The organism is Hydrogenophaga atypica, from assembly GCF_042665215.1.
In the GTDB taxonomy this organism is placed as follows: domain Bacteria; phylum Pseudomonadota; class Gammaproteobacteria; order Burkholderiales; family Burkholderiaceae_C; genus Hydrogenophaga; species Hydrogenophaga defluvii_A.
Genome location: NZ_JBHTCA010000015.1, coordinates 66058 through 77842, shown reverse-complemented (window position 1 = coordinate 77842; position 11785 = coordinate 66058). Strand labels below are relative to the sequence as shown.

The window sequence follows — 11785 nt, the reverse complement described above, 5'->3', positions numbered from 1 at the left end:
AACGCAGTATGGGAGCCGATGGCGCCGGCCACAAATACGACCTGCTCCCTTGATCCATAGGTTATTTCCTATGGTTGGCGCTACCGTGTTGCAGCGGCGCACGGTGTTTATTTTTGCAAAGCGTTTGCTTGTCAAAAATAAATCAAGCTGGTATGGTCCGTTTCCATGACCGCATCGGTACCCTCTTCGACCCATCCAGCCGAGCGTCGGCCACGTGGCCGGCCGCGCAAATCCCCCGAGGCGCGTGACGACGGCAACCGCCGCCAGGAGCTGATCCGTGCCGCCGCCCACCTGTTTCGCCAGCAGGGTTTTGCCGCCACCAGCACACGCGACATCGCCGCCGCCTGTGGCATGCGCTCGGGCTCGCCCTTCTACCACTTCGACAGCAAAGAGGCCTTGCTCGAAGCGGTGATGGCCGAGGGCATGCGTTTTGCCATTGCGCGGCAAGCCGAGGTGCTGGCCGGCGCGGGTGCGCCGGGCCAGCCACTGGTGCCGCGTTTCCGTGCCATGGTGCGCAGCCACCTCGATGTGTTGCTGGGCCCGGACAGCGACTTCATTCCCGTGATGCTCTACGAGTGGCGCAGCCTCACGCCCGCGCAGCGCGAGGCGGTGGTCGATTTGAAAAACACCTACGAGGCGCCGTGGAGCGCGTTGCTGGCCGAGCTGCACGCGGCCGGCCTGCTGCGCGGCGACCCGGCGCTGGCGCGTCTGCTGATGTTCGGCGCCTTGAACTGGACGGCTCAGTGGTTTGAAGCCGGGCGCCGCGCCTCGCTGGACGACGTGGCCGATGCCGCCTTGCAACTGTTTCTGAAAGAGCCCGCATGAGCATGAGCTACCAATCGGTTTTCGCGCACGGCCTGTTCGCCTGCCGCACCATCGTTGTCACCGGCGGTGGCTCGGGCATTGGCCGCTGCACCGCACACGAGCTGGCCGCCCTCGGCGCGCATGTGGTGCTGGTGGGCCGCAACGCCGAAAAGTTGCAAGCCACCACCACCGAAATTCAGGCCGATGGCGGCGACGCCAGCTTCCACGTCTGCGACATCCGCAACGAAGCCGCGGTGCAAGCCATGGTGGCCAGCATCGTGGCCGCGCGCGGGCAGATCGACGGCCTGGTGAACAACGCCGGCGGCCAGTACATCACGCCACTGGAGAAGATCAGCGCCAAAGGCTGGCAGGCGGTGATCGACACCAACCTCACCGGCGGTTTTCTGGTGGCGCGCGAGTGCTACCTGCAATCGATGCAGGCGCATGGCGGGGCCGTGGTCAACATCGTGGCCGACATCTGGGGCTCCATGCCCGGCATGGGCCACAGCGGCGCGGCGCGCGCAGGCATGGTCAGCTTCACCGAAACCGCGGCCGTGGAATGGGCCAAAAGCGGCGTGCGCGTCAACGCGGTGGCGCCGGGCTACATCGCCTCCAGCGGCATGGACCATTACCCGCCCGAGGCGGGCCCCATGCTGCGCGAAATGGCGCAGACCGTGCCCCTGGGCCGCTTTGGCACCGAGGCCGAGACGGCCGCCGGCATCGTCTTCCTGCTCAGCCCGGCCGCCAGCTTCATCAGCGGCACGGTGCTGCGCATCGATGGTGCCCGCCCGCAGGTGCGTTTGGGCTGGGGCCAGGTGGCCGCACCCCTTGAGGCGCAACAGCGCGAGGCCGTGCGGCCTTTCAACGGCTTTCACCGCTACGTCACCCCCAAGGTTTTCCAATGAGTTTTGTCTCCAGTTTTGATGCCACCACCCCAGTGGCCCAAGCCCGCCGCGCCGCCATGCTGGCGCGCATCGGCCAGTGGCGTGCCCTGGAGGAACGCGCCGCCGCCGCCTCGGCCAAGTCGCTGCCGGTGTTTGAAAAACGTGGCCAGTTGCTGCCGCGCCAGCGCGTGGCTCTGCTGCTGGATGCGGGCTCGCCCTGGTTGCCGCTGTGTTCGCTGGCGGGCTACCTGCAAGACTACAAGGACCCCAGCAAAACGGTGCCCGGTGGCGGCATGGTGGCGGGCATTGGCTTCATCAGCGGCGTGCGCTGTTTGGTGGTGGCCAGCGATTCGGGTATCGATGCTGGCGCCATTGGGGCCGGCGGGCTGGAGAAAATCCTGCGCGTGCAGGAGATCGCGCTGCAGAACAAGCTGCCCTTCATCCACCTGGTGGAGAGCGCGGGCGCCAACCTCATGAAGTACCGCGTCGAGGGTTTTGTGCTGGGTGGCGGGTTGTTTCGCAACCTGGCGCGGCTGTCGGCCGCTGGCTTGCCCGTCATCACCGTGCAGCACGGTTCGGGCACGGCCGGTGGCGCTTACATGCCGGGCCTGAGCGACGTTGTCATCATGGTGCGCGGTCGCTCGCGCGCTTTTCTGGCCGGGCCGCCGCTGCTCAAGGCCGCCACTGGCGAGATCGCGACCGAAGAAGAGCTGGGCGGCGCCGAGATGCACTCAGGCGTGTCGGGTCTGGGCGAGCACCTGGCGGAGGACGACCGGCAGGCGCTGGGCATGGCGCGCGAGGTGGTGGGGCGGCTGGGCGCCACCTTCGCCCACCGGGCAGCGCTGGTGGCGGCCCCCGCGCCGCTGTACCCGGCCGACGACCTGTTGGCCCTCATGCCCGAAACCCTGCGCGAGCCGGTGGACATGCGCGAGGTCATGGCGCGCCTGGCCGATGGCTCCGAGCTGTTGGAGTTCAAGGCCTTGTACGGCGCCGCAACCCTGTGTGTGCAGGCCCGCATCGAAGGGCACGAGGTGGGCTTCATCAGCAACAACGGCCCCATCGACGTGGCCGGCGCCAACAAGGCCACCCACTTCATCCAGCAGATGTGCCAGTTGGGCCACCCGCTGATCTACCTGCAGAACACCACCGGTTACATGGTGGGCAAGGACAGCGAGCAGGGCGGCATGATCAAACACGGCAGCAAGATGATCCAGGCCGTGACCAACGCCACCGTGCCGCAGATCACCCTCCAGTGTGGCGCCAGTTATGGCGCCGGCAACTACGGCATGTGTGGCCGCGCCTACGCGCCGCGTTTTCTGTTCAGCTGGCCCAACGCCCGCACGGCGGTGATGGGCGGCGAGCAGGCCGCCAGCACCATGCGCACCGTGGCCGAGGCCGGCCTGCTGCGCAAAGGCATCACACCCGACCCGGCCGAAATGCAGCAGCAGTACGACCGCATCGTCGAGCTGTTCGAGAGCCAGGCCGACGCCTTCTACACCAGCGGCCTGGGCCTGGACGACGGCATCATCGACCCGCGCGAGACCCGCGCCGTGCTGGCGCAGTGCCTACACATCTGCGCCGAGGCGGATGGACGCGTTGTGCGTCCCATGCAGTTCGGCGTCGCCCGCATGTAAGCCATGGCTGAGCCGCTCAAACACTTGCTGAACGACGGCGTGCCACCGCGCATTGCGGCCATGCTCAAGCGGGCTTGGCGTGGCTTCGGCACCGCCGCTTTTCTGCGCCAGATCGAACCGGGCTACGAGGGGCTGGAGCTGATGCAGCGCGGCCAGCGCATCGCCGAGGCCTTGCACGCGCACCTGCCGACCGACGTGCCACGCGCGCTGGCCGTGCTCACCGAATCGCTGGACCCGCCCATGGGCCTGGATGCCAAGGGTGAGCCCGACGCGGGCGACCGGTCCTACAGCGCCTTTTTGTATTTGCCACACAGCATGTACATCGCCGCCCACGGTTTGCCCCACCTCGATGACGCGATGCGCGCGCAGCATGCGCTCACGCAGCGCTTCACGGCCGAATTCAGCCTGCGGCCTTACCTGCTGCACCACCGTGAGGCCACGCTCAAGCATTTGCACGCCTGGGCGCAGGACAACAACGCCCACGTGCGCCGCGCCGCCAGCGAAGGCACGCGCCCGCGCCTGCCTTGGGCACCGCGCCTGCCCGCTTTCCAGAAGGACCCCACGTTCGCGCTGCCGCTGCTGGATGCCTTGAAGGACGACCCGTCGAGCTACGTGCGCCGCTCGGTGGCCAACCACCTGGGCGATATCGCGAAGGACCACCCCGGCGTGGCGACCGACACCGCCCGCAACTGGCTGCGTGGTGCCAGCGCTGAGCGCGAGGCCTTGGTGCGGCATGGCCTGCGCTTCCTCGTCAAGCAATGCCATGCGGGTGCGCTCGAAACACTGGGTGTGGGCCACGCGGTGCAACTGGACGTGGCTGCTGCGCGCATCACGCCCGCGCATGTGCTCATCGGCGGCAAACTGCGCATCGAGGTCGAGCTGCACAACCCCACGCAACGCCCGCAGCGTGTGCTCGCCGATTTGCAGGTGCACTACGTCAAGGCCAGCGGCGAAGCATCGCCCAAAGTCTTCAAGCTCAGCACGCTGGAGCTTGCCCCCGGCGAAACGGTCACGCTGGGCAAGACGCTGTCACTCGCGCAGATGACCACCCGCACCCATTACCCCGGCCGCCACGCGGTGGCGCTGCTGCTCAACGGTCGCAGCCAGCCGCTGGGCCATTTCGACCTGACCGCATAAACAGAGGAGACACACCATGCAGTTCACCCACGAGCACCGCGAGATCCAGAAGACGCTCAAGCGCTTCATCGACGAAGAGATCAACCCCCACGTGGACGAGTGGGAAGCGGCCGAAATTTTCCCCGCGCACGAGGTCTTCAAGAAGATGGGCAATCTCGGGCTGCTGGGCCTCACCAAGCCCGAGGCCTTTGGCGGGGCGGGGCTGGATTACAGCTACAGCGTGGCCATGGCCGAGGCCTTGGGCCACATCGATTGCGGTGGCATTCCCATGGCCATTGGTGTGCAGACCGACATGTGCACGCCGGCCCTGGCACGCTTCGGCAGCGACGAGCTGCGGCGCGAGTTCCTGGCGCCGGCCATCGCGGGTGACATGGTGGGCTGCATCGGCGTGAGCGAACCCGACGCGGGCTCTGACGTGGCGGGCATCAAGAGCACGGCGCGCAAGGACGGGGACGACTACGTCATCAGCGGCGCCAAGATGTGGATCACCAACAGCCTGCAGGCCGACTGGATGTGCATGCTGGTCAACACGGGCGAAGGGCCGATCCACAAGAACAAGAGCCTGGTGATGGTGCCCATGCGTGAAAACGGCAAGCTGCGCAAGGGCATCGAAGTAGGCAAGAAGATCAGGAAAATCGGCATGCACAGCAGCGACACCGGCCTGATCTACTTCGACGAAGTGCGCGTGCCGCAGCGCAACTTGATTGGCAAGGAGGGCGCCGGTTTCATCTACCAGATGCAACAGTTCCAGGAAGAGCGCCTGTGGTGCGCGGCCAGTTGCCTGCAAAGCCTCAACAACTGCATCCAGTGGACCATCGACTACGCCCACGAGCGCAAGCTGTTTGGTGCGTCCTTGGCCGACCAGCAGTGGGTGCAGTTCAAGCTGGCCGAGCTCAAAACCGAGGTCGAAGCCCTGCGCGCGCTCACCTACCAGGCCTGTGAGCACTACGTGGCCGGCGAGGACGTGACCGAATGGGCCACCATGGCCAAGCTCAAGGCCGGGCGCCTGAACCGCACCGTGCCCGACACCTGCTTGCAGTTCTGGGGCGGCATGGGCTTCACCTACGAGAACAAGGTATCGCGCATGTACCGCGACGGGCGTCTGGCGTCGATCGGCGGCGGTGCCGACGAGGTGATGATGGGCATCCTGTCCAAGATCATGGGCATCGCCAAGAAGCCGTCGGCATGAAAAAGCTGCTGATCGCGAACCGGGGCGAAATCGCCCGGCGTGTCATCCACACCGCCCACAAGGTGGGCATCGCGACGGTGGCGGTGTTTTCGGACCCCGACGCCAAAGCCCTGCATGTGCGCGAGGCCGGTGAGGCCGTGGCCCTGGGCGGCAGCGCTTCCAGCGACAGCTACCTGCGCATGGACAAGCTGATAGCAGCCGCCCAAAAAACCGGCGCCGACGCCATCCACCCCGGCTACGGTTTCCTGAGCGAAAACGCGGACTTCGCGCAGGCCGTCATTGATGCGGGGCTCACCTGGGTGGGGCCACCGCCGGCCGCGATACACGCGGTGGGCAGCAAATCCGGCGCCAAGGCGCTGGCGTTGGCCCACGGCGTGCCTTGCCTGCCGGGCTACTTCGGCGCCGATCAGAGCGAGGCCACGCTGGCGCGCGAGGCCGCGCGCATCGGTTACCCGGTCATGGTGAAGGCCGTGGCGGGCGGCGGTGGGCGCGGCATGCGGCTGGTGTTGGATGCGGCGCAACTGCCGGCGGCCCTGCATAGCGCCCGCTCCGAAGCTGTGAGCGCCTTCGGCAACGGCGACCTGTTGATCGAGCGCGCGTTGCTCAACCCGCGCCACGTGGAGGTGCAGGTGTTTGCCGACACCCACGGCCACTGCATCCACCTGGGCGAACGCGACTGCTCGGTGCAGCGCCGGCACCAGAAGATCATCGAAGAAGCGCCCAGCCCGGCTGTGGACGCCGCCTTGCGCGAACGCATGGGCGCGTGTGCTGTTGCGTTGGCCCAAGCAGCCGGCTACGTCGGCGCCGGCACTGTGGAGTTTCTGCTTGATGGCGGCGAGTGGCCCGCCGCCGGGCCGCCCCAAGGCGGGGCAGCCCCCTTGGGGGGCAGCGAACCACGCGAAGCGGGGAGCGTGGGGGCTCAGTTTTTCCTGATGGAGATGAACACCCGTTTGCAGGTGGAGCACCCTGTCACTGAAGCGCTTATTGGGCAAGACTTGGTCGAGTGGCAACTCCGCATCGCACGCGGCGAGGCGTTGCCGCTGACGCAAGACCAGGTGCACCTGCAAGGCCACGCCATTGAGCTGCGCCTGTGCGCCGAGGACGCTGACTTCCGCCCGCACACCGGTGTGGTGTCCCGCTTCCGCGCGCCGCCACACGCCGCTTTCGAGCGCAGAGGCCTGCGTCTCGACCACGCGTTGGAAGACGGCGCGGTGGTCTCGCCCTTTTACGACGCCATGCTGGGCAAACTCATCGCCCACGCGCCGACGCGCGATGAAGCCATCGCGAAGTTGCATGTGGCTTTGCGCCAGTTGCAGTTGCTGGGCCTGCCCACCAACCGCGACTTTCTGGGCGCTTGCCTGGACCACCCGGTGTTCCGTGCCGGTCAGGCGCTGATCCCTTTCCTGGCCGAACACGGCGACGTGCTGCGCGCGCAATTGCTGGTGCGCGAACGTGCTGCCATACCCGCCGCCGTGTTGGCCATGCTGCTGGCCGACGCGCCGCCGACACTGAGCCTGGGCTGCGGCTACGAGCGTCCGGTGCGCGTGCGGCACGAAGGGGTGGTGAGCCACTGGGGCTTCACCGCGACGGGGCCGGCCCAAGCGCGTCTGCGTGACACCGAAACCGAACACCACATCACTTGGCAGCGCGATGCGGGTGGGCACTGGGCGTTGGAGGCGGATGGCTTGCGCCGCCATGCGGCCGTGGTGCGCGCTGGCAGCGCCGCGCTGGACGGCGCACCCCGCTGGCAGGTGCTGGTGGATGGTGTGGCCCTGTGGCTGGACGACCTGTCGCTGCTGCCGCAACGCCAGGGCGGGGCGGCGGGTGCGGCCGACCAACTGCGCGCGCCCTTCAACGGCAAGGTGGTGGCGCTGCATGTGGCGCCAGGTGATGTGGTCGAGCAGGGGGCGCCGGTGCTGGTGCTCGAATCCATGAAGCTGGAACACAGCCTGGCGGCACCGCGCAGCGGCGTGGTGGAGGCGGTGCTGGTGTCGCCCGGCCAGCAGGCCGCGCCGGGGCAGGTGCTGTTGCGCTTGGTGGCGCAGGCGAAGGAAACCGCATGAACCCCGCCGCACCCCCCACGATGAACGCTGCCGAGCTGCAAGACCTCTACGACAGCGTGGCACGTTTCGCCCGCGAAGAGATTGCGCCGCATGTGAACGACTGGGATGCGGCGGGCGAATTCCCGCGTGCGCTGTACCGCCGTGCGGCCGAGCTGGGCCTGCTGGCCATCGGCTACCCCGAACACCTGGGCGGCACGCCCGCCGGTTACGCCATGCGCCTGCCGGTGTGGGTGGCGCTGTGCCGCCACGGCAGCAGCGGGGGTGTGCTGGCAAGCCTGTTCTCGCACAACATCGGTTTGCCACCGGTGGTGGCCCATGGGTCGGCTGCACTGCAAGCCCAGGTGGTGCCCGGTGTGTTGCGCGGCGAGCAGATTGCGGCGCTGGCCATCACCGAACCGGGCGGTGGCTCCGACGTGGCCGCGCTGCGCACCACGGCGCATCTGGAGGGCGACCACTACGTGGTGGACGGCGAGAAGGTGTTCATCACCTCGGGCGTACGGGCCGACTGGATCACCGCTGCGGTGCGGACGGGCGAAGCTGGCAGCAAGGGCGCCGGGGGTGTGTCCATGCTGCTCATCCCCGGCGATGCGCCCGGTCTGAGCCGCAGCCCCTTGCAGAAGATGGGCTGGCATTGCTCGGACACGGCCCACCTGCGTTTTGATGGTGTGCGGGTGCCGGCCAGCCACCTGCTGGGTCGCGAGGGTGACGGCTTCAAGATCATCATGAGCAACTTCAACGCCGAGCGTTTTGGCCTGGCGGCCGGTGCGCTGGGGTTTGCTCAGGCTTGCTACGACGAAGCTCTGGCCTGGGCGCGCCAGCGCAAGACCTTTGGCGCGGCGCTGGTGGAGCGGCAGGTCATCCGCCACAAGCTGGTGGACATGTGGATGCGCATCGCGTCCACCGAGGCCTGGCTGCAGGCCATCGCCGCACGGGCCGATGCGGGCGACACCTCGCCGGCCTGGGTGGCTGAGGTGTGCATGCTCAAGAACCATGCCACCCAGACCATGCAGTTTTGCGCCGATCAGGCGGTGCAAATCCTGGGGGGCATGGGCTTCATGCGCGGCACGGTGAGCGAACGCATTTACCGCGAGGTCAAGGTCCTGATGATTGGCGGCGGTGCCGAGGAAATCATGAAAGACCTCGCCGCACGACAATTGGGGCTATGAACTTATCCGTCAGTTATTTGAGGCCGCGTTGGGACGCAATCGGGATGAGTTGCGCGCCCAGGCCGCGCAGCATGGGCTGGAGGCCCATGCAAGAGGCTGGGTGTGCAAATCGCCCGATTTCGTCCCAACCCGAAGGGCAGGTGTCTTATTGGGCGGTCTGCGGCGTTGCAAAGCCTTGCTGGGCATCAGCCCAGCTGCGTTTTGCGCCTGGCATCCCATCCCAAAAAGACGCTTGCGCGGCCCCAAATAACTGACGGATAAGTTCAATGAGCAAAAACAGCAAGATCGAAACCGTGCCCGTGGACTTCGAGCCCGAGTTCATCGAAGGCGTCCGTGAAATCTTCGAAGAGAAGATTGTGTTCAACAAGGTGCTGGGCCTGAAGATCACGGAGATCAAGCCGCAGTGGTGCAAGGGGCGCATCCTCATGCGCCCGGAGCTGGTGGGCCACTACGCCTACAACCGGCTGCACGGCGGCGTCAACAGCGCTGTGCTGGATGGCATGGGCGGGCTGGCGTCGATGGCGGCCATTGGAGCGCGCCACATGGATGAGGCGCCGGCCCAGCGTATGCTGCGCTTCGCCAAGCTCGGCACCATCGATCTGCGCATCGACTACCTGCGGCCCGGCATTGGCGAGTACTTCGATGTCTATGCCGAAGTGCTGCGCCTGGGCTCGCGTGTGTGCTCCACCCGAATGGAAATGCGCGGGCCAGACGGCAAGCTGCTGTCCACCGGCAGCGGCGCCTACATCGTTTCCTGAGCCTCAGTCGGGTAGGCCCAGCGCCCGCGCCTGCGCGGGGCTGTAGCCCAGCGCCGTCAGCACTTCCACGTTGTGTTCGCCCAGCTTGGGCGGCGACAGCCGCACCGGCGGGCGTTCGCCGTCCAGCGTGAGGGGCAGCAACACCGCCTTGGCGGGCCGGCCGTCGGGCAGGGCGATGGGCGCGAGGCCGCCGGTCGCGTTGAGGTGCGGATCGTCGAACAAATCCTGCGGCTGGGTGATGGGCGCGAAGGGCAGGGCATTGGCCTCGAACACGGCCGCCAGTTCGGCAGCGCTGTGTTGCGCCAGGCGTTGGCGCAACGCGGGCAACATCCATTCGCGGGCGCGCACGCGGTCGTTGTTGCTGCGCAGGCGCTCGTCGGCCAGCAGGTCGGCAAAACCGAAGGCCTCACAAAAGGTTTTCCAGGCGGTGTCGCTGACCACGGCCAGAAAAATCTGCTCGCCGTCCTTGACCTGGAACACGTCGTACACCGCCCAGGCCGAGATGCGCGCGGGCATGGGGGCGGCAGCCTTGCCCGTGACGGCAAACTGCATCATGTGTTGGGCCACGAGGAACACGTTGTTCTCGAACAGCGCGCTTTGCACCTCCTGGCCCAGGCCCGTTTTTTCGCGCTGCGCCAGCGCCGCCATGGCGCCGATGGCGCCGAACATGCCACCCATGATGTCGTTGACGCTGGTGCCCGCGCGCAGCGGGTCGCCAGGTCGCCCGGTCATGTAGGCCAGGCCACCCATCATTTGCACCACCTCGTCGAGCGCGGTGCGGTGTTCGTAGGGGCCGGGCAGAAAGCCTTTGTGGCTGACGTAAATCAGACGGGGGTTCAGGGTTTTCAGGCTGGCGTGATCCAGCCCCAGTTTCTGCATGGTGCCGGGTTTGAAGTTCTCGCTCACCACGTCGGCGGTGGCGATGAGCTTGAGGGCCGCTTCCTTGCCTTCGGGCGTCAACAGGTCCAGCGCCACACTTTTCTTGTTGCGATTGAACATGGGAAAAAAGCCCGCACCCGATCCGATGAGCTTGCGGGTGGCATCGCCCTCGCGGCCATGGCCCACGGGTTCGATCTTGATGACCTCGGCCCCCAGATCGGCCAGCAGCATGCCGCAGGTGGGGCCCATGACCATGTGCGTGAATTCGACGACGCGTATGCCCGCGTAAGGCAGGGTGTGGGGCGTGTCAGACATGTTGGCTCCATCCGTGGGGCAGCCCGGCTTCGGGCGTCATGCCGTAGATCGGCTCGCCGGGCAGGCCGGCACGCAGGGGCTCGCGCGCCGCGATCAGGCGGGTGATGTCCACGCCGGTGCGCACACCCATGGCTTCAAACATGAAAACCAGGTCTTCGGTCACCACGTTGCCCGATGCACCCGGTGCGTAAGGGCAGCCGCCCAGGCCACCGAGCGAGCTGTCGAAGGTGCGCACACCCACGTCAAAAGCCGCGAGGCAGTTGGCCAGGCCCAGGCCGCGTGTGTTGTGCATGTGGGCCGCGCCGGTGCGCTCACCGATCTCGGCAAACACGCGCTGGAACAGGCGACGCACCTGGGCCGGGTTGGCCATGCCGGTGGTGTCGGACAGGCCGATCTCGTCCACGCCACAGGCCGCCAGCGCGGCGGCCAGGCGCACCACGCCGTCTTCGGGCACTTCACCTTGCAAGGTGCAGCCAAAGGCGGTGGAGATGCCGACCTCGATGTGCACGCCGGGCGCGGTGTTGTTGCGCAGCGCCACCACGGCGCGCACTTCGTCCACCATCTGTGCGGTGGTCTTGCGCACATTGGCCAGGGAGTGGGCTTCGCTGGCCGACACGGGCAGCGTGACTTTGTGCACGCCGGCCGCCATGGCCGCCTGTGCGCCACGCAGGTTGGGCGCCAATGCCATCACCGTCCAACCCGGTTTGGTCAGCGCATGGGCCACCACCTCTGCCGCGTCGGCCATTTGTGGCAGCAAGCGCGCAGGCACAAAGGAGCAGACCTCGATCTCGCGCAGGCCGGCGTCGTGCAAGGCGTCTATCCAGGCGAACTTGTGTGGGGTGGGCATGGTGGCCTGCACGCTTTGCAGGCCGTCGCGGGGGCCAACTTCGCTGATCAGCACGTCGGGTCTGAAGGGGGCGGGTGTCATGAGGGCAGGTGGAACATCGGCGGGGCGG

10 protein-coding genes are annotated in these 11785 nt (G+C 67.1%); 8 read left to right on the top strand and 2 right to left on the bottom strand.

Annotated elements, in window-relative coordinates; genetic code table 11:
* The first annotated feature begins 165 nt into the window (after positions 1 to 165).
* The 8 genes from ACFQPB_RS16625 to ACFQPB_RS16590 all read left to right on the top strand — a co-directional run bounded on the left by ACFQPB_RS16625 (position 166) and on the right by ACFQPB_RS16590 (position 9635).
* Positions 166 to 825: a TetR/AcrR family transcriptional regulator gene (locus ACFQPB_RS16625; RefSeq protein WP_382225647.1), complete on the top strand. Its 660-nt coding sequence runs from the start codon at positions 166 to 168 to the stop codon at positions 823 to 825.
* Positions 826 to 827: 2 nt separating this feature from the next.
* Positions 828 to 1709 carry an SDR family oxidoreductase gene (locus ACFQPB_RS16620; protein ID WP_382198927.1) on the top strand — a complete coding sequence of 294 codons (882 nt, stop codon included), beginning with the start codon at positions 828 to 830 and terminating at the stop codon, positions 1707 to 1709.
* The gene (locus tag ACFQPB_RS16615) at positions 1706 to 3322 is read left to right on the top strand and encodes an acyl-CoA carboxylase subunit beta (protein ID WP_382225644.1); all 1617 of its coding nucleotides are present in this window, start codon (positions 1706 to 1708) and stop codon (positions 3320 to 3322) included. The genes ACFQPB_RS16620 and ACFQPB_RS16615 overlap by 4 nt, the downstream gene beginning before the upstream one ends.
* A 3-nt stretch (positions 3323 to 3325) precedes the next feature.
* A complete protein-coding gene (locus tag ACFQPB_RS16610; RefSeq protein ID WP_382225642.1) occupies positions 3326 to 4459 on the top strand; it encodes a DNA alkylation repair protein in 1134 nt (377 codons plus the stop codon).
* A 16-nt stretch (positions 4460 to 4475) separates the two neighbouring features.
* Positions 4476 to 5648 carry an acyl-CoA dehydrogenase family protein gene (locus ACFQPB_RS16605; protein ID WP_382225639.1) on the top strand — a complete coding sequence of 391 codons (1173 nt, stop codon included), beginning with the start codon at positions 4476 to 4478 and terminating at the stop codon, positions 5646 to 5648.
* Positions 5645 to 7711: an acetyl/propionyl/methylcrotonyl-CoA carboxylase subunit alpha gene (locus ACFQPB_RS16600; RefSeq protein WP_382225636.1), complete on the top strand. Its 2067-nt coding sequence runs from the start codon at positions 5645 to 5647 to the stop codon at positions 7709 to 7711. Before ACFQPB_RS16605 ends, ACFQPB_RS16600 begins: the two co-directional genes overlap by 4 nt.
* Positions 7708 to 8877 carry an acyl-CoA dehydrogenase family protein gene (locus ACFQPB_RS16595; RefSeq protein WP_382225633.1) on the top strand — a complete coding sequence of 390 codons (1170 nt, stop codon included), beginning with the start codon at positions 7708 to 7710 and terminating at the stop codon, positions 8875 to 8877. The genes ACFQPB_RS16600 and ACFQPB_RS16595 overlap by 4 nt, the downstream gene beginning before the upstream one ends.
* Positions 8878 to 9143: 266 nt before the next feature.
* Entirely contained in the window at positions 9144 to 9635 is a 492-nt protein-coding gene (locus tag ACFQPB_RS16590) for a thioesterase family protein (protein ID WP_382198808.1), read from the top strand.
* A gap of 3 nt (positions 9636 to 9638) precedes the next feature.
* Here ACFQPB_RS16590 and ACFQPB_RS16585 read toward each other — a convergent pair whose 3' ends face one another.
* Both ACFQPB_RS16585 and ACFQPB_RS16580 read right to left on the bottom strand, forming a co-directional pair.
* Entirely contained in the window at positions 9639 to 10829 is a 1191-nt protein-coding gene (locus ACFQPB_RS16585; protein ID WP_382225630.1) for a CaiB/BaiF CoA transferase family protein, read from the bottom strand.
* Positions 10822 to 11757, bottom strand: a complete 936-nt coding sequence (locus ACFQPB_RS16580; RefSeq protein WP_382225627.1) for a hydroxymethylglutaryl-CoA lyase — start codon at positions 11755 to 11757, stop codon at positions 10822 to 10824. The genes ACFQPB_RS16585 and ACFQPB_RS16580 overlap by 8 nt, the downstream gene beginning before the upstream one ends.
* Positions 11758 to 11785 lie beyond the last annotated feature (28 nt).